The following is a 19,085-nucleotide window of genomic DNA, read 5'->3' on the forward strand; positions in this document are numbered from 1 at the left end:
ATTAATTATTCCACCGATGAGGTCAGCCTCACCAAAGTCGTTTCAATATCAATCAGGGTGAGGGCCATCCCCACCGTCCCATGTTATTATAATCTAAACTTTTCTCCCAGATATATTTCCTTTGCAACTGGACTTGCCGCAATCTCTTCCGGCGTTCCGAACTCAAGCAGTTTGCCTTGATTTAAAATGTAAGCCTGATCGCAAACTCCAAGTGTTTCCCGGACATTATGGTCAGATATCAAAATACCGATGCCCCGCTCTTTGAGATCAGAAATAATATTTTGAATATCGATAACCGCGATCGGGTCAATTCCCGCAAAAGGTTCATCAAGAAGCAAAAAAGCGGGATCAAGAACCAGCGACCTGGCAATTTCGACTCGGCGCCGCTCACCACCAGACAGAGCATACCCTTTTGAATCACGAATGTGGGAAATATTCAAATCATCAAGTAATTCTTCCAACCGCTGTTGTTGTTCACCACGAGTCAGTTTCAGCGTTTCAATAATCGCTAGAAGATTTTCTGCCACCGTCAGTTTGCGGAAAACCGATGCTTCTTGCGGCAAATAAGATATCCCGGAACGCGCTCGCTGATACATGGGCAGATTGGTAATTTCCTGCTCATCGAGGAAAACAGCACCTGAATCCGGCTTGGCCAAGCCAACAACCATATAAAAACTGGTTGTCTTACCAGCACCATTGGGCCCCAAGAGTCCAATCACCTGGCCGGAATGAACTTCCAGACTGACACCGGAAACAACCTCACGACCAGCATAGGATTTATGCAACTGAGTGGCTTTAAGGATTCTACTCACTATTATTCCTGCCCCTTTTCGGGAATAATGGTCGCCTTAACCCGGCTTTTCTCTAAGCTTTTAATCACCGTGCGGTTATCTTTTAAATAGACCGTAATCTCATCGCCTGCAACCTTATTGTTCCCTTGAGTCACCTCGGCATCACCAACCAGCACCAACGTCTCTTCCATCTGATGGAAAGTGGCCTTCTCTGCGGTTGCAACCCGATCAAGTTGGAGAACGCGCACGCCACCGATGGCGTCCAACCGTTCGACCTGATCCTGATCCTGCTGAAAAACAACGATGAGTTTTTCGGCATAAAGGGTCATCTCCCCCTGCTTGGCAACAACTTCACCGGTAAAAATAGACTGCCGTTGCTGCTGCAGCACTTCCAGTTGTCGAGACGTGATAACGATGGGTTGACTCCGGTCAATCTCGGAACCAGCCTCAACAGCAAAAGTCAGAGGAATATCACATAGGGCAATCGTAAGCAAAGTCAGTAATAGCCACCTGAACATCATTTATTTCTTCTCACTGTTAACGGGGTACAGCTTCATCCAAACGTTATCCTTGACCAACATCCGGCTGAGACCAATGTCGACCTGCAATCCTACACCTTTTAATTCCATTTGCGGCGAAACAAACCTGATGGGTTCCTCAGTACTTAACTGGCGCGCCTGATCATCATAATGCAACCGCTCGGTAAACAGTTGTTCCCCTCGTGTGGTCTCTAAAATGACATTGCCCCAAACATCGACCTGCCCTGTATCTTGAGCTAATTGTCCTTGATCAGCCCGCAGGCTGATATCACCACTCTCTTCTGTACTGTAAAACCATAACTTAACTGCATCCAACTTTGCCAAGCTATTCCCACGCTGATACTCTGCCTTGTTGGCATCTAAAGTCCAACGCCGGTGTCCCTCTTCATTCTGCGTATAATGAAGATCTTCTAAGGCCAAATCAATATCATCTGGCAGCATCTCGAGAATTTCTCTTGGACTTTGTTGCTGCAAATGTCGGTAGATAACTGCTGTTAGCGCAATCACGGAAACCATGATTATTAGAGCCAGTAAGCGACGCAAATTAAACACCCGTTCTCTACTGATTCTGAGGAAAATAACGTTCTGTCAGTCCATCCCACTTGCCTGATGCTTGCAACAACAGATCACAAACCTCTCTGACCGCCCCACGACCGCCAGCCCGCGTAGCCACATAATCAACAAAAGGGACCACGTCAGGGACAGCATCAGCGACAGTGGCACTAAATCCAACACGACATAAAATCGGAAGATCAACAATATCGTCACCGATGTAAGCGACCTGATCATCGCTCAAATCGAGGAGCGAGAGGATCTCCTGATAAGGATCCAGCTTTTGTAAAGCCCCCTGATAAAGGATTTTAATCCCCAATTCTTCGGCACGCAGGGCAACAACAACAGATGAACGTCCGGTGATAATGCCAATCTTGATACCGGCACGTTGGAGCATTTTCAGTCCGTGCCCATCTTTAACATCAAAGGCTTTTAACTCATTACCAGAATTGTCGTAAATAATCCGGCCATCAGTCAAAACGCCATCAACATCAAGGAGCAACAGCTTAATTTTAGCTAATTGTTTCCGCATCACACAACACCGGACTTGAGCAAATCGTGGAGATGGACAATACCAATCGGTTTTTTACTTTCATCATCAGCGAAAACAAATAGCGAAGTGATTGAATGTGATTCCATGATTTGCAACGCTTTTGCTGCGAGATTCCGGCGTAAAATCCGTTTTGGCTTGGTTGACATCACCTGATGGATCGGCCGTTGTAAACCTTCCAAACCCAATTCCATAATCCGCCGCAAATCGCCATCGGTAAACACACCGGTCAAGGCGCCTTCAGCGTCGACAACACCAGTGACACCCAACTTCTTACTGGTTATCTCAAATAAGGCTTCACGTAATAGAGTATCAGGCGAAACCAGCGGAATTTCATCACCCACGTGCATCAGGTCTTCAACCCGTAAAAGCAGCTTTTTACCGAGAGCTCCACCGGGGTGGAAAAGGGCAAAATCTTCAGCCTTGAATCCTCGCTCATTTAACAAAGCAACTGCCAGAGCATCGCCCATAGCCAGAGTTGCTGTCGTGCTGGCAGTTGGTGCCAAACCGAGAGGACATGCCTCTTCAGCCACGCTGACATCAAGATGGGTATCTCCGGCAATCCCTAAAGTACTCTGTGGATTTCCAGACATGGCAATCAAAGGTAGCCCCATTCGCTTGATGACCGGCAGGATGCGACACACCTCTTCGGTTTCACCTGAGTAGGAAACTGCGATCACAACGTCCCCCTTTGACAACATCCCCAGGTCGCCATGGATTCCTTCAGCCGGATGGAGAAAGAATGTCGGCGTCCCAGTAGAGGCCATGGTTGCAGCTATCTTCTGACAAATCAATCCAGATTTCCCCATCCCAGTGACAACAACTTTCCCCTGGCAGGCCAGAACCATCTTAACCGCCTTTGAGAACGTATCATCGATCCGCGATTGCAGTGCCAACACAGCATCGGCCTCGATCCGCAGTACTTGCTTTGCAGTTTCAATCATCAGAAATATCTCCCTGCCCACCTTGTTTAAAGGCGGCATCAAATTCCAAAATTTGCTGGAGTAAGGCCTTGACCTGCTTCAACGGTAATGAATTGGCACCGTCGCACAGAGCATGGTCAGGGTCTTCATGTACTTCCCAGAAGAGACCATCAATCCCTGTTGCTGCTGCCGCACGGGACAAAGCACCGACATACTGACGTTGCCCTGAGGAAGAACCGCCTGCGCCACCTGGCAATTGCACTGAATGGGTCGCATCAAAAACAACGGGATAACCCATCTCACGCATAATCACCAACGAACGCATATCAACCACAAGGTTATTGTAACCAAAGGAAACACCACGCTCAGTCAACAAAATGTTTTCATTCCCGGTAGAGGCTATTTTACTGACACCATGTTGAATATCCCATGGAGCCAAAAATTGCCCTTTTTTCAAATTGATCGGCTTTCCTGTCTGTCCAGCGGCAACTAACAGGTCAGTCTGACGACTCAAAAAAGCAGGAATCTGAAGGACATCAAGGACAGCAGCAGCGGCATCCATCTGACTGACATCATGAACATCAGAGATAATAGGCAATTCGAACTCGTTGCTGACTCGTTCCAGAACGCGCAGGCCCCGATCGACCCCGAGACCGCGAAAAGAGGTAACCGAGGTGCGGTTAGCTTTGTCATAGGAGGCTTTAAAAATCAACTCACACCCGAGGGAGGTGGTGATCTCTTTCAGCCCTTCCGCGATGCGCAAAGTAAGAGCTTCATCTTCAATGGCACAAGGCCCGGCGATCAAGACGAGCTGTTTAGAGCCACCAAAAGAGACCGGACCGACATTGACTTGTTGCATTTAATCCTCCTGATTCTGCTTTAAGCAAGCGCCAACGAAAGATTCAAACAGCGGATGTGGCTCCATCGGCCGAGACTTAAATTCAGGGTGAAATTGACAGCCAAGAAACCAAGGGTGATCGGACAGCTCAGCAATTTCAACCAGGTTCAATTCAGGATTGAGCCCGGAAAAAATCATCCCTCCAACTTTCAACTTTTCAATATAAGCATTGTTAAATTCAAACCGATGCCGATGCCGTTCCAGAAGATGATCCTTGCCGTAAATCCTCCGCGCCAGGGTTCCCTCTTCTAAATCGCAAGGATAAGCGCCCAAACGCATGGTGCCTCCTTTGCCTTTGATCTTTTTCTGCCCTTCCATAATATGGATAACCAGATTTTCAGCTTCTTCGTGAAACTCAGAAGAGTGGGCGTCTTTTATTTTGCAAACGTGACGGGCAAACTCAACAGCAGCCATTTGCAATCCCAGACAAATGCCAAAAAATGGGACCTTATTCTCCCGCGCATACTGTATAGCGGAGATCTTCCCTTCACTCCCCCTCTCACCAAAACCACCGGGGACGAGAATACCATCGACGTCATCAAATGAATTCTGAATGCCGTGGCGCTCCAAAGCTTCAGAATCAACATATTTCAGATTAACGCGACAATCATTGGCAATACCGCCGTGCGTCAGAGCTTCCGACAAAGACTTGTAACTTTCAGTCAAGCCCACATATTTACCAACAATGGCAATGGTTGTTTCACTTGCTGGATGCTTAATCCGTTCAATGATCCGCTCCCAACCTGACAGGTCAGGAGCTTTGGTCCAGATATTCAAATAATCAACAATCCGTTCATCCAAACCTTGAGCATAAAAGGCAGAGGGTAGCTCATAGATCGTTGCAACATCACGAGCAGTGATAACGGCATCTTCAGGAACGTTACAAAACAGAGCGATCTTTTCCTTCATATCTCGGGGAATTTCACGATCACAGCGACATAAGAGAATGTCCGGCTGAATACCAATCTCACGCAGGTCTTTGACACTGTGCTGCGTTGGTTTGGTTTTCAATTCTCCGGCAGTCGCAATATAAGGGACCAGAGTGAGGTGAATATAAAGAACATTCTCACGACCGCGATCAGCTCGAAATTGACGGATAGCTTCGAGAAAAGGGAGGGATTCAATATCCCCGACAGTGCCACCAACTTCGACGATCGCGATATCGACACCATTGGCGTTATTAAGAATCTTCTTTTTAATTTCATTGGTGATGTGAGGAATAACCTGCACAGTCCCACCAAGGTAGTCACCACGACGCTCCTGACGGATAACAGAATCATAGACTTGACCGGTGGTAAAATTTGACCCCCGTGATAACGTCGCCGAAGTAAAGCGCTCATAATGACCGAGGTCCAGATCGGTTTCAGCCCCATCATCCGTAACAAAAACCTCCCCATGCTGGAAAGGACTCATGGTTCCAGGGTCAACATTGATATAGGGATCCATCTTCTGCATCGAAACTTTCAGTCCCCGAGCCTCCATCAGAGCCCCAATCGAAGCGGCTGACAACCCCTTACCAAGAGAAGAAACAACCCCACCAGTCACAAAGAGAAACTTTGTCTTCATTTACTTTTTCCGTCCTTCATAAATAGATGGCTACACAGCCACCAGAGTAAGCACCAATCTCCACTGCCAAAAGGATGATTCTACACAGAAACAGAGGCGAAAGAAACCCTGATCATGCAAAAAACCATCCATATTTACAATGGAGAAGAAGATTCTGCTTTAACCGTTTATTCTATCGACATAAGAGTGGCAACACGTTCGAGATCTGCGGGCGTATCGACCCCATGACAATTGAATTCAGTCTCTGCCACATGTAATCGAACTCCCCGCTCCAGAGCACGTAATTGTTCCAGATTTTCAAGGCTCTCCAGTGGAGTTTTGGGCCAGGAAGGATAATCCAGCAACAGCTCCCGACGATACACATACAAGCCGATATGGCGCAGCAAACCGAGCTGCGGCAAAGCGGCAGCAAGTTGCTCAGAGCTCAAATCACGTGGCCAAGGGATCGGCGCACGCGAAAAGTATAAGGCCAGTCCATTCAAGTCCTTAACAACCTTGACGACATTGGGGCTATAAAAATCCTCAATTTGATCGATCTTAGCAGCAAGCGTCCCCATTTGAATCCGCGTATCTTTTAACAGCGGAGCGATCGCTTGGTCAACCATCTTTGGATTGATAAGCGGTTCATCTCCCTGAACATTGACAATTAACTCGGCATCAATCTTTAAAGCGACCTCAGCTAAACGATCCGTCCCCGTGGGATGATCAGCACGCGTCAACATCACCTGGACGCCAAAACTCTCAACAGCAGCAACAATCCGGTCATCATCCGTTGCGACAATCACCTGATCGACCATCTCCGCCTGAGAGACTCGCTGGCAAACATGTTGAATCATCGGCAAGCCATTGATTAATGCCAGGGGTTTACCAGGAAATCGGCTGGAACCATAACGGGCAGGGATAATTGCTGTAGCTTTCACAATAAAGACCTTTCACGACAAACAAGGGGAAACTTCTGCCATTTTTTTGCCAACAACAATGCAAACAGAAAAACAGCGCTGATACCGATGCAGATATAAGCAAATAAATCGCCAAAGCGCGTATAAAATGTTTCTCCAGCTCCCAAACCAACCGAACCAGTCAATTCCAAGGCTTCAAAGATAGGCCCAGATATGACCACATTCCCTGAGGGGGCGATCAACGCTGAGACCCCGGTATTTGCAGCCCTAGCAATCCAAACACGATTTTCTATCGCTCGAAATCTGGTCATCGCCAGCAATTGGTAAGGGGCGGAAGTGCGGCCAAACCAAGCGTCATTGGTTAAATTCACCAACAAGTCACTCCCGTTGCGAATATAATCGCGTGCCAACTGCGGAAAAATCGCTTCATAGCAAATTAAAACACCAAGGGCATGACCATCAAGCGGCAAGGATCTAACCTGTCCCGATGAAAAATCCCCCACCCCGACAACTAATTTGTCAACAAATCCAAGCAAATCCCCCAAAGGGACATATTCGCCAAACGGAACCAGATGTCGTTTATCTGAACGCCCCATCTCCAGTCCTGAGGGGGAAAAAAGATAAGCACTATTAAAATATCGATAGTTATCGGCAGCCAGTTGCTCATAAGCAGGGCTGCCAACAAGCAAAAACGCATTGAGCTTTGGGGGCAATTTTCTGACCTGGGTCGCAAACTGCGACCGATCTTGCAGATAAAATGGAGTCGCAGCCTCTGGCCAGATCACCAGCTCCGGACGATTTTCCAGCGCCAGCAATGACAGATCATGATAGATGTCAATGCTGGTCTGACGATACTCGGGATCCCATTTCTGCATCTGGTCAATGTTCCCCTGGATCAGGGATACACGTAAATGATCAGTTTGCTCATCAAGGGGTTGTGACTCCCTCCAGAAACCATAACCAAAGTGACTGATAGAAATACCGAGAGCAACAACAGCCCCCAACCAGGCTAAACGGCTTTTAGGCGCGGCGATCATTCCGGCAACGGCGCAATTCACAACGATCAGGATGAAGCTGACGCCGTAAACACCAGTGACATCACAGCTCTGGATGGCCAAAGAAAAATCTTGCTGTGAGTAACCAATAAGCGCCCAGGGAAACCCGGTGAACATCACTCCGCGCAAATACTCCAGAGCCACCCAGATAAATGGCAGGGTCAACAAAAACGGAAGCTTAAAAGTGACCTCAAGACGACTGGAAAGCCAGGTGGCCAAACCGATATAACTGGCGAGATAGACGACTAAAAACAGATAGGCAAGAACGGCAAACGGAAATGACAGTCCGCCATAGGTGATCATGACAAAATTCAGCCAATAGAGGACGATGGCAAAAAAAACGCCTCCGGCCGTAAATCCAGCGGCAAAAGGGCGACGACGCATCACCAGCAAGAGAGGGACCAATGCTACCCAAGCCAGCCAGAAGAGGTTGGGTCGGGGAAAAGCTGCCGCCAACAGGACCCCCGAAGTGGCGGCGAAAAATAAAGTCCGATCAAGCCTTGCTAGATTCATTGTTAATCATCCTGCGGGGAATTATCCACAGCTAGCGGAAAAACCTGAAGTTGACGAACGGCTCGCTGATCGCCCTTCTCGACCCGCATATCAAAATCACCGACCTTGATCCGTTCCCCGACAGCTGGAACTCTGCCATGCTGCTCAACCACATAACCGCCAACCGTGTCAAATTTCTCACGGGCGACCTCAACATCAAAGTATTCTTCGAATTCTTCTATACTTAACCGGCCATCAACCAGCAAAGTGCCATCCGGCTGTTCTTGTAACCACTCTTCCTCACGGTCATATTCGTCCTGAATCTCACCGACAATTTCTTCAATCAGATCCTCAATCGTCACCAGACCTGAGGTCCCTCCATACTCATCAATGACAATGGCGATATGAATACAGGCCTTCTGAAATTCCTTCAGTAAAACACTGACCTTTTTTGACTCTGGCACCAAATAGGGGGGCCGCATGATCTCATCCAGAGTGATCGCATTAATCGGGCGGCCCCAAAAACGGAGCAGGTCCTTGGCATAAACCAGACCAATAATATTGTCGATATTGTTTTTATAGATTGGGATACGGGAATGACCAGAGTCGAGGATAACGTCAAGAACATGGCTGAAAGGATCTTCAGCGTCAGCACACACCATATCTGTTCGGGGAATCATGATTTCGCGAAGAATTGTCTCATCCAGCTCCAGAATTGACTGAAGCATATCCCCCTCTTCCTCATCAATAATCCCTTGTTGCTCTGAAGCGTCTATCAACTCCTGCAACTCTTCTTCGCTGTTGGCCTGGGGACGATTACTCAACCTGCGTCCCAAGCGCTTTATCCAACTAGCAGGTTCCTGTTCGTGATCGGTGTCCACTTCTTTCCTGTTCTCCTTTTCATTGATAAGTTTAAACTTTTATAAAGAAAATTCTCGCTGCAACAGGGCAAATATTTCCGCCTCTCGGGCTTCCATCCGCTCAGCCTCTGCAGCGGTTCCACGCTCATGGTCGTAACCTAACAAATGGAGGATACCATGAAGCAGAAGAAACCAGAGTTCATGTTCAAAGGGGATATTGCTTTCGGCGGCGTCTGTCGCCGCTCTCTCTGCGGAGATAACGACATCACCAAGCAACAAAGGAGACACCCCGACATCCTCCCCTTCCTGCATAGCGAAAGAGATAACATTTGTCGGCCGATCTCGCTGTAAATATTTGCGATTGATTTCCTGAATTCCAGCATTATCAAGAATCAGGATCGAGAGCTCTGCATCAGGATATCCCGAGACGCTTAAGATCTTCTGAGCTACCTTCCGGAGTGGCCGCTTCAGGATCTTGTGTTGTCTTTGACTGTTTTCTATCTGAATTCGCACTTTTTATTTTCGCCTTTTCTTTTGTTGGTAACTTTTCTTCCACATCGCCCTCTTCTCGAACAATATGGACCGGTTCGGGATAATCGACACGCTGGTGAAACGACCCCGCCAGAATCCGGTTAAAGCTCTTCGCGATGAGATTCAAGTCCTTCAAGGTCAGATCACATTCGTTTAATTGCCCATCAATAAAAATATTATTAATCAGCTTTTGCACCATCCCCTGGATTCTTGCAGGAGTGGGGTCTGACAGGGTGCGGCTCGCCGCTTCGACAGCATCAGCCAACATAATCAGCGCCGCCTCACGGGATTGTGGCTTCGGCCCATGGTAGCGGTAGTCACGCTCGTCAATCTGCTGTACTCCTGGATCAGCTTGGCTCTTCGCCCGGTCATAGAAAAACTTGATCAATGTTGTTCCATGATGTTGCTGAATAATATCAATCAACTCGGACCCCAGCTTATGCTCCTTGGCCAGGTCGACGCCATCCTTGACATGGGAAGTCAAAATCAGCGCGCTCATAGACGGCGCCAGCTTGTCATGTTTATTGCGTTGTCCTCCGGAATTTTCAATAAAATAGAGGGGTTTTTTGATCTTGCCAATATCATGATAATACGCAGAGACACGGGTTAGCAGTGGATTGGCGTTAATTGCTTCAGCCGCCGCTTCACCAAGGTTTCCAACCAGAATGGAGTGGTGGTAGGTTCCCGGAGCTTCAATCATCAATTGCCGCAGAATCGGCGCATTCATATTCGCCAATTCCAGCAATTTAATATCGGTGGTGTATTTGAAGAAGTATTCGACTAACGGGACGGTGCCATTCACAACAACGGCATTCACCAACCCACCAAAGAATCCGAACCCGAGCTTCCAGAGTAACGAGAGCTCAAAGCCGCGACCGGATAAGAAGTGGAAGCCGACAAGCAGCACAATGTTGCCTAAACCGATCCACAACCCCGCCCGGTAAAGAGTCGTCCGCTGCTGACAATGCCGGACACCATGCGAACCGATCAGACTGCCGACCAAGACATAGAGGGCCATGAGCAGGCTGTTGCCAAATAAAACCCCTACCAGCATTGCGCTACAAACCGCAAACAGAAAGGCCGTTTCTGAATTGAGGACAATCCTCACCAGCATGGCCCCAAGGGCGAAGGGGACGGCATAGAAATAGACGGAGGATTCAAAATAGGAGAAGGTATTCTCCATCCCTGCAGCGACGAAAATAGAGACTTTTATCATCATAAACAGGAACAGAAACACGCTCGCTAAAAACAGGAGATCGCGTGAATCAGGACGGAATTTGCTGATATTCGTATAGGCAAAAGTGAAGCCAACATAAATCAGGAGCAACGAACAAATCAGGAGCCCCGCAGCCATCTGCAAACTGCGATTATCACGTCCAGATTGCCTGATCTCTTGCAACTTGAGGATTTGGTCAGCCGTAATCCGCTCCCCTTCCCGGACCACCATCTCCCCTTTTTTTACCTGAAAGAAAACCGGGGCAATCTGCTCACGAGCCAACACCTGCCCTTGCTTGGTCTTAACCTGATCAAACACCAAACTTGGTCGTAATTGTTGCTGTACCAGCTTTAATAACGTCTCTTGTTGTAGCGCTGTTATCCCGGGAATCAGCCCCAAGTCATTTTTGACCTGCAGCAGCGCCTCATTTAAACCGAGGACTTGGTCCAAAATACGGGGGTCGACATCAGTGCCCCCATCGGTCTTAACAACCAGAATGCCTCGCGCCTTATCCCCTGCAAATGCCTGAAAATTAGCGACGATAGGTCGCTGCAGGATGGGGGTTAATAAATCCCCGGTTAAAGTGGCAATATTATGATTGAGAGCCAGATTAAAGAGGGGAAGAATTTCATCACCGTCCAGCGGCACGCCAAAATTCGACTCGAGCTGTAGTTGAAACTCCTCTGATTTTAAAGTTTCAACATCCTCTTGTAGTTGGAACAACAAATTGAGCCCTTGGCGAATTCTGGCAACAGCCTGGTCTCCGGCAGTACTATCCAAACTATAAACAAGGGGGGCCTTTTTTTCAGCTTCATCCCGTTTTGCTTGAGTCAAGTGAATGTCTTCCACCAGCAGATCACGAGGAGATTTGATATTCCGCGTTGCGATATCTCCCGGAGCGTAATGGTCGGGAATCAATCCCCCTTTGGGGATAATGATGAAGGTGATCAAAGTGGCAACAAATAACAGCAACCATCCCCCCAATCGAGGCTGCTGCCGGTTACGTAAACCCTGAACACCGCTGGTTAAGATAGAGGTCCGGTTATGCAGTGACTTATCTTTTTCTTCCTTAGTCATACACCCTCGATAGCATCAGAACCAGTACCCCTGGTCATTCTGATGGTTAATTACTTCCGATCAGCTTGCTGATACGCTCTGACAATAGCTTGAACAATAGGATGACGAACGACATCCACATCACTGAAGTGAGTAAAGGCAATACCAGAGACACTGCTCAAGACGGCTATGGCATGCAGCAAACCCGATTGTTTATCGTGTGGCAGGTCAATCTGGGTCACATCCCCAGTAATAACGGCCTGGCTGCCGAAACCAAGACGGGTCAGAAACATCTTCATCTGCTCAGCTGTCGTGTTTTGCGCTTCATCCAAAATCACAAAAGCATCATTAAGGGTCCGTCCACGCATAAAAGCCAATGGCGCAACCTCGACAACCCCGGTATCAAGCAGGTTTTGCACCTTCTCAAGTTCAAGCATATCGTAGAGAGCATCATAAAGGGGACGGAGGTATGGATTGACCTTTTCAGCCAGGTCTCCGGGGAGGAAACCCAGTTTTTCGCCTGCTTCAACGGCTGGACGGACCAGCATGATCCGGCTCACCTCTTTGCGCATTAAAGCTGCGACCCCCATCGCCATCGCCAGATAAGTCTTCCCCGTTCCTGCAGGACCGACCCCGAAAACGACATGGTTTGAGCGGATATTATCGATATAGCTTTTTTGTGCCAGACTCTTGGGAGAGATATATTTGTTCCGAGCCGAGACAAAGACCGTATCACAAAAAATATCTTGCAGAGATGTAGTCGAATCGGAAGAAAGAATCCTGATGGCATAATCAATATCACTGGGATAGAGCGGCAGCCCCTTATGAATCAGGAGGCACAGCTCCTCAAGGAGGCGAAAGCCAACACGAATCTGAGCGGGATCGCCGGAAAGATGGATCACCGTTCCCTGGCTACCGAGGCGAATGCCCAGTTTTTTCTCAATTATTTTTAGATGCTTATTCTGCTGACCGAACAATTGGGCGGCCAGAGCCACATCAGCAACATCAAAATGCTTGCTGGAACTCATACGCAGATATCCGCTGGTTTATTATTAATTTTCACGAGGCGGAATTTATCACCATAAGCAGACAAATGCAACTTATGAGCGACAACCATCTTCTCTTCGCCCCCCCTCCATATTTTTTTTAAACCCTGCTATACTCAGTCGATATTGGTTTCACCAATCTTAACGCGAGGAAGCAGTGACCAAACAACCGACTCATCAAGCAACAGAAAACGATGACAAACCACTCCTGTCGGTATTTCTGCATGAACTCAATATTTCCCGTCAGAAATTGTCACTTTATCCGCCAGAACACCCGCAGATTGTTGCAAGCTGCGAAAGCACCCTGAATATCCTCAATGAACTGTTTCAAACGAATGCTATCATCACTCTGGGAATTTCTCCCGACGCCCTTTATTTTGAACAAGACTGGCTGGATAAAGAGAATGTCAGCAATCAACAATTTGCCCGGTTCTTCTCTGCAATGGGGATTGCTTCAATCAGCTTCAAGCTCGGTTTAAAACCGCAGGAACTGATCCGTTTCAACCAGTTAATTCGCTCTGATCGCAAAACTATAGAATCGTTCGGGGGCTTTGATCGACTTCTGGAACAACAACTGATCGAGCACATTTCGGTGGTCCCGATCAACTATGATGCTTTCCAGACAAATCAGAACAATAGCGAAAAACACCCCGAAGTGGGGGGACAGCTCTGGGAAAATTTTATTCTTGGGCTACACAATGGCATTCTCGATTTCGGGAGCGCGGCCGACATCGACACTGTCGCAGACATTTTCAACCAGAGGCTCACCGGAACTGAGCTCGAACGTGAGCAGTCATCCCACTCGATCAATTTATTCGTCGAAAACAGTCTGCACCAGCAGCAAGACTCCTCAGCACAGAGCAAAAATGACGCGAATCTGATCTCTCTGCTTGAGCAATTAACTCCTGAAGCACAACAGCTCTTTCTCAGCAGTGCACTCCCAGCTCTGGATCGCGATCATAACGCTGCGTCTGGGCTGCTAAAAAAAATTCCTGCACATTTATTGCAAAATACCATTGCCGGGAAAAATCGTCAGGATCTGAACCTCTCTTCCCGACTATTTGGCCTGATTAACACCTTGGCAACATCGCCACAGCAAGACTTTCACCACACCATCAAAACCAAACCGGCTCCCCCTTCTGAAGACATGGTGCGCGCCCGCCTCGATGTCTTGTTTACTGAAGAGAGGCAAGACCTATACATGCCTGACAGCTATCAGGCCGCGCTGTACAATATCCTCGGGGACAATGTTATTGGGACGATCCCAGAAGATGAAAAACAGAAACTGAAAGACCAGATTGAAACCCAGTCTATTGAAATAAATTGCGCCGCTATCATCTTTGAGGTGTTGCAGCAACAATTAGATGCGGAACAAGAAATAGCGATACAGCAAAATCTCCTTGATTTGTCCCGCTACTTTCTTGACACGGGGAACTTTAAACTGCTGCAAGAAATCCACAATCACTGGTCAAAGTATCTCTACAGCGGGAACTCTTCTGCCAGTATTTTTAATGAAATGGTCTTATCACACCATGTGCAATCAACATTCATGGCTGAAGTTCTCGATGGTATGGACCTTTGGGGAGAAGAGAAACAGCAACAAATTGCTGACTATATTGTCGCGGTCGGTGAGCCCTACACCGAGCTGGTTATTGAGTATCTAGGGTTGGCTCCAAATTGGTCTGAGCGGCAGACATGGATGAAAATCCTGGCAGACATCGGTGGGGACGCACAAAAAGTTATTGTCCGCTTCCTCAAAGATGACCGCTGGTATCTGGTGCGCAACCTGCTCATGATTTTAGGCGAGAACCTTGACCCACAGCACATCAAAGCCATCCATCAGCTGATTGATCACCCGCACCCCAAAGTACGGGTTGAGGTGATACGCATCCTTTTTTCCTGTAATCCGGCAACCGCCAATCGTCAATTGTTGCAAGAATTACAAAGTGAAGAGTTTGAAGCTCGCGCTTCGGCTGTGCTTATCGCTGATCTGAGTCGGGACCCTACGGTCTTATCGATCCTGCATAAAAATCTGGCAGGCACGCCAGAAAATGAGAACGATCTCGAATTAAGAAAACAGACCATTCAGACCTTGACCCGGATCGGCAACAGAGAGAGCATACCAGTCTTCAGACGGGTATTGCGTAAGCAAAGCCTGCTGCCATCGCGGCGGATAAAACAGCTGCATCGCGAAATCTTCGAAAATCTGGCGTTATTTCCCGGGAGTTCGGCTGAGAAGCTCCTGCAAGAACTCGTCTCTGGAAAACATAAACACCTTGCCGGACAAGCGCTGGAAAAACGGCAGGAACTGACAAGGAGTTAAAGATGATCAGTCCTCAAGAAGATCACCTGCAAAAGCTGATCAGACTATTAACAACCGCCGCTGCCAATGTCGCCCTCTATCATCCCGAGCACCGCCAAGTTTTAAGATTAAATAAACAGGCTTTAAATGAATTACAACAACTCTTCAATATCCACAATGATATTACTTTAAAAGTCATTGATGGGCTGCTGATTTTTGCTAACAAACCGGTCAGCAGAAATCTGGCCATTGACCGCCTACTTGAGTCGCTATCCAGAAATGGAATAAGTTATGTGCAGATAGAGTCTGGCGTCTATGCAGAAGAGTTACTCAACCTCATCAATATCCTCAGTAAAGCTCCAGAGAAGCAGATCGACATCAAAGGCAGTGAGAATATTCATTTTGGTCAAGTTGAAATTCGTTATAAAGATAATCGCTTAAATCAAAGTCCCGAAATTCAATTCGAGGAGATTTCAGGCTATGAAGCCGACCGCTTTATGGATCTCTATCAAACGGTGCGGAGCAAAAAAAAGTTAGAAATGGCAGGCATCAACGAAATCGTCAATGGTTTTGTCCATGCTTTCAACAGCCAGAGCGACGCTTTTATGGCCATTGCACCGCTTCGATCTATGGATGAATACACCTATACCCACTCAACGAATATTTGCATGCTTAATCTGGCGCAAGCAAAAGTTCTTGGAATTGAAGGGCAGCTTCTGAACGATATCGGCATCGCGGCCATGTTGCATGATGTCGGAAAAATGTTCATCCCCCCGGATATTCTCAGCAAAACAGGGAAACTTACTGCCGAAGAGTGGCAGATCATGGAGCAACATCCCCGCCTTGGTGCTGAGTACCTGCTGAACACTCCAGGGGTTCCGCGCTTAGCTGTCGTGACTGCCTTTGAACATCACATGCGTTATGACAATAGCGGCTACCCAAAAACAAAAGTGCCATGGACGCAACATATATGCTCCCACATGACCGCAATTTCAGATACTTATGATGCCATGAGGACCCACCGTGCCTATGATGATTCGATGGAGATAGAGCAAATTATCTCCATCATGCTCGATCTTGCCGGGACCAAACTTCACCCGCAATTGACGTATAGCTTTCTCCAGGTTCTCAGTGAGCTTGATAAAAAAAACGCCCCCAGCAACTATACATCGTCGTAAACGAGTGTTATACAGTCGCAACTCCCATGGAAGATATCAATGATGGAATCTCGGCAGAGATAGATGCGGATAAAAATCAAAAGGAATAATTATGAGTGAAGATACAAAAAAAATTATCTATTCAATGATGCGGGTCAGTAAAAGTTACAACAAACAACCTATCATCAAAGACATTTCTCTCTCTTATTTTTATGGGGCGAAAATCGGCGTCCTCGGCTTAAATGGCTCAGGAAAGTCGACATTGCTGCGAATCATGGCGGGTGTTGACAAAGAATTCAACGGTGAAGCGGTGTTGTCCGAAGGCTACAGCGTCGGTTACCTGGAACAGGAACCACAACTGAATGGTGAAAAAACTGTCCGCGAAACCGTCAAAGAAGGGGTGCAGGAAGTGGTTGACCTGCTCGCTGAATTTGAAGAGATCAACAACGCCTTTGCTGACCCTGACTGCGATATGGACAAGCTCCTTGCACGCCAGGCGGAGGTTCAGGACAAACTGGACGCTGCCGATGCCTGGGAACTTGATTCCCGCCTGGAGCTTGCGGAAGAAGCACTCCGCTGCCCGCCGCCGGAAACCTTAATCGCGACCCTCTCTGGTGGAGAAAAACGGAGAGTGGCTCTGTGTCGTTTATTACTGCAAAAACCTGACATCCTGTTGTTAGATGAGCCAACCAACCATCTGGATGCTGAAACCGTCGCTTGGTTGGAACAACATCTGCAACGTTATCCGGGGACAGTCATTGCCGTCACCCATGACCGCTACTTCCTCGACAACGTTGCTGGCTGGATTCTCGAACTGGACCGTGGTCAGGGGATCCCGTGGAAGGGGAACTACTCAAGCTGGTTGGAGCAAAAACAGGAACGACTACGTAAAGAAGAGAAGGCAGAGAGCAAACGGCAGCAGACCTTACAACACGAGCTTGAGTGGATTCGGATGTCCCCCAAAGGGCGTCATGCAAAGGCTCAAGCCCGAATCAAATCCTACGAACAGCTCCTCGGTAACGCCGGACTGGAAAAAGAGAAAACTCTCGAGCTCTACATCCCACCAGGTCCCCGTCTCGGTGACATTGTCGTTGAGGCGAAAGGGGTGAGTAAGGGTTTTGGAGAGCGGCTCTTGATGGACAACCTCAGCTTCAACCTTCCGGCAGGGGGAATTGTCGGGGTCATCGGCCCTAACGGTGCAGGGAAGTCAACCCTGTTTAACATGATCACCGATCAGGAAAAGGCCGATAGCGGCGAATTCAAGGTCGGTGAGACCGTCCAGCTCGGATATGTTGATCAGGCCCGGACTTTGGATACCAGTAAATCCATCTGGGAAGAGATCACTGGCGGTCAAGACACGCTACAGATTGGGGGACAGTCGGTTAATTCCCGGGCTTACGTCGCCCGTTTTAACTTCTCTGGTTCCGATCAACAGAAAAAAATCAGTGTCCTCTCCGGCGGTGAACGCAATCGCGTTCATCTGGCAAAAATGCTCCGTGAAGAAGCCAATGTTTTACTCCTTGATGAGCCAACTAATGATCTAGATGTCAACACCTTAAGGGCCCTGGAAGAGGGGTTGGAAAACTTTGGAGGTTGTGCGGTCGTTATCAGTCATGACCGCTGGTTTTTAGATCGAATTGCCACCCACATCCTCGCCTTCGAAGGAGATTCTCAGGTCGTTTGGTTTAATGGGAACTATTCGGAATATGAGGAAGATCGCAAACGTCGCCTCGGTAAAGCAGCGGATCAGCCTCACAGGATCAGATACCGCTCTTTAACCCGCCAATAGAAAACTCACCTCAACATATTTTTCATGGGGGAGGGGCGTTTCCTTCCCCATGAAAAACAGAATAAACAGTCGTCCCGAATCATCGCTATCGCCCTAAAAATTATCCAGTCTGAATAGATACTTTCCAACAATCCGGTCATACAAGGTCAAGCCATCAGCTCCGGGGCTCTTCATTTGATTCAGACAATTTTGTAGACTCTGCACCAGATTGCGATCCGTATTTTTATGTAAAGCAAGGTAGAGTTCAGCATATTTCAGCACAAAAACGGTTTCATAATCATCAGGATTTATCCCCAACTGGAGCATCAGATAGTGGGTTGTCTGTACATTAAAGACAAACACATCAATGCGTCCGGCTTCCAGTTTCTTAATATTCTGTTCGGGACCGGTCAGTCTTTCCAGGCCTTCCTGCGGGACCCCTCTCCCGATTAATAATTGTTCAGGGGCACCATCACGCACGGTACCAATGCGGTATCCTTCAAGATCATCGACAGAATCGACGCTTATATGGTTTTTCTTTTTTGCAACCACCCCAATCGTTACATTATGCAGTGGGCCGACCCAACGAAACAGTTCTTCCCGCGCCTCGGTTCTTGCCATACTGAACAGGGCCGTTCCGGGAATCGATTTAACGCGACGGTAAGCTCTGGCCCATGGGTAAATGTGAATATCCTCCTTCAGAGTAACCCCCGATTGCTTAAGAATATGTCTGACAATCTCCGTTGAAAGACCGACAACTTGATCGTTATCACGAAAATTAAAAGGGGGGAGTTCCTCAGCCATCACCAAAAGCGACGGTTGAGCAAAAGCCCAACCAGGGAAGAAGACAAAAAGGATCAGTAAGCAAGTCATTTTTTTCATCA

General features: G+C 47.9%; 17 protein-coding genes. 3 read left to right on the top strand and 14 right to left on the bottom strand.

Translation table 11 applies throughout. From position 1 onward, the window contains the following. Nucleotides 1–86: 86 nt before the first annotated feature. The 13 genes from lptB to BLU87_RS08100 all read right to left on the bottom strand — a co-directional run bounded on the left by lptB (nucleotide 87) and on the right by BLU87_RS08100 (nucleotide 12,956). Complete coding sequence (gene lptB / locus BLU87_RS08040; protein ID WP_092346514.1) at nucleotides 87–812, bottom strand: LPS export ABC transporter ATP-binding protein; 726 nt, start codon at nucleotides 810–812, stop codon at nucleotides 87–89. A 2-nt stretch (nucleotides 813–814) separates the two neighbouring features. Continuing rightward, nucleotides 815–1,312, bottom strand: coding sequence for a lipopolysaccharide transport periplasmic protein LptA (gene lptA, locus BLU87_RS08045; RefSeq protein WP_092346516.1), 498 nt, complete (start codon nucleotides 1,310–1,312; stop codon nucleotides 815–817). Beyond that, nucleotides 1,313–1,882, bottom strand: coding sequence for an LPS export ABC transporter periplasmic protein LptC (gene lptC / locus BLU87_RS08050; protein WP_092346519.1), 570 nt, complete (start codon nucleotides 1,880–1,882; stop codon nucleotides 1,313–1,315). A gap of 7 nt (nucleotides 1,883–1,889) precedes the next feature. Beyond that, entirely contained in the window at nucleotides 1,890–2,414 is a 525-nt protein-coding gene (locus tag BLU87_RS08055; protein ID WP_092346522.1) for a KdsC family phosphatase, read from the bottom strand. Then, nucleotides 2,414–3,379 (bottom strand): KpsF/GutQ family sugar-phosphate isomerase, encoded by a 966-nt coding sequence (locus BLU87_RS08060; RefSeq protein ID WP_175498325.1) that lies wholly within the window; start codon nucleotides 3,377–3,379, stop codon nucleotides 2,414–2,416. Before BLU87_RS08060 ends, BLU87_RS08055 begins: the two co-directional genes overlap by 1 nt. Beyond that, nucleotides 3,369–4,214: a 3-deoxy-8-phosphooctulonate synthase gene (gene kdsA, locus BLU87_RS08065; RefSeq protein WP_092346528.1), complete on the bottom strand. Its 846-nt coding sequence runs from the start codon at nucleotides 4,212–4,214 to the stop codon at nucleotides 3,369–3,371. Before kdsA ends, BLU87_RS08060 begins: the two co-directional genes overlap by 11 nt. Beyond that, the gene (locus BLU87_RS08070; RefSeq protein ID WP_092346531.1) at nucleotides 4,215–5,819 is read right to left on the bottom strand and encodes a CTP synthase; all 1,605 of its coding nucleotides are present in this window, start codon (nucleotides 5,817–5,819) and stop codon (nucleotides 4,215–4,217) included. Nucleotides 5,820–5,986: 167 nt separating this feature from the next. After that, nucleotides 5,987–6,739: a 3-deoxy-manno-octulosonate cytidylyltransferase gene (gene kdsB / locus BLU87_RS08075; protein ID WP_092346534.1), complete on the bottom strand. Its 753-nt coding sequence runs from the start codon at nucleotides 6,737–6,739 to the stop codon at nucleotides 5,987–5,989. Further along, the gene (gene lnt / locus BLU87_RS08080; protein WP_092346537.1) at nucleotides 6,736–8,286 is read right to left on the bottom strand and encodes an apolipoprotein N-acyltransferase; all 1,551 of its coding nucleotides are present in this window, start codon (nucleotides 8,284–8,286) and stop codon (nucleotides 6,736–6,738) included. Before lnt ends, kdsB begins: the two co-directional genes overlap by 4 nt. Before the next feature lie 2 nt (nucleotides 8,287–8,288). Continuing rightward, nucleotides 8,289–9,146: a hemolysin family protein gene (locus BLU87_RS08085; RefSeq protein ID WP_092346540.1), complete on the bottom strand. Its 858-nt coding sequence runs from the start codon at nucleotides 9,144–9,146 to the stop codon at nucleotides 8,289–8,291. A gap of 39 nt (nucleotides 9,147–9,185) precedes the next feature. Beyond that, nucleotides 9,186–9,638, bottom strand: a complete 453-nt coding sequence (ybeY, locus tag BLU87_RS08090; protein WP_092346543.1) for an rRNA maturation RNase YbeY — start codon at nucleotides 9,636–9,638, stop codon at nucleotides 9,186–9,188. After that, the gene (locus tag BLU87_RS08095) at nucleotides 9,538–11,949 is read right to left on the bottom strand and encodes an HD family phosphohydrolase (protein ID WP_092346546.1); all 2,412 of its coding nucleotides are present in this window, start codon (nucleotides 11,947–11,949) and stop codon (nucleotides 9,538–9,540) included. The genes ybeY and BLU87_RS08095 overlap by 101 nt, the downstream gene beginning before the upstream one ends. A gap of 50 nt (nucleotides 11,950–11,999) precedes the next feature. Then, a complete protein-coding gene (locus tag BLU87_RS08100; RefSeq protein WP_092346549.1) occupies nucleotides 12,000–12,956 on the bottom strand; it encodes a PhoH family protein in 957 nt (318 codons plus the stop codon). Between the two features lie 175 nt (nucleotides 12,957–13,131). Here BLU87_RS08100 and BLU87_RS08105 point away from each other — a divergent pair, with 175 nt between their 5' ends. The 3 genes from BLU87_RS08105 (at nucleotide 13,132) to ettA (ending at nucleotide 18,222) form a co-directional block, all read left to right on the top strand. Next, nucleotides 13,132–15,297 (top strand): HEAT repeat domain-containing protein, encoded by a 2,166-nt coding sequence (locus tag BLU87_RS08105; protein ID WP_092346552.1) that lies wholly within the window; start codon nucleotides 13,132–13,134, stop codon nucleotides 15,295–15,297. A 2-nt stretch (nucleotides 15,298–15,299) separates the two neighbouring features. Then, on the top strand, nucleotides 15,300–16,454 hold the full coding sequence (locus BLU87_RS08110) for an HD-GYP domain-containing protein (RefSeq protein WP_092346555.1): 1,155 nt from the start codon (nucleotides 15,300–15,302) through the stop codon (nucleotides 16,452–16,454). 91 nt (nucleotides 16,455–16,545) lie between these two features. Then, nucleotides 16,546–18,222, top strand: coding sequence for an energy-dependent translational throttle protein EttA (ettA, locus tag BLU87_RS08115; protein ID WP_092346558.1), 1,677 nt, complete (start codon nucleotides 16,546–16,548; stop codon nucleotides 18,220–18,222). A 93-nt stretch (nucleotides 18,223–18,315) separates the two neighbouring features. On the opposite strand, the gene BLU87_RS08120 is transcribed toward ettA, so the two are convergent. Next, nucleotides 18,316–19,074: a substrate-binding periplasmic protein gene (locus BLU87_RS08120; protein ID WP_175498303.1), complete on the bottom strand. Its 759-nt coding sequence runs from the start codon at nucleotides 19,072–19,074 to the stop codon at nucleotides 18,316–18,318. Nucleotides 19,075–19,085: the final 11 nt, after the last annotated feature.

The sequence above is a fragment of the Desulfuromusa kysingii genome, from assembly GCF_900107645.1.
GTDB classification, from domain to species: Bacteria; Desulfobacterota; Desulfuromonadia; order Desulfuromonadales; family Geopsychrobacteraceae; genus Desulfuromusa; species Desulfuromusa kysingii.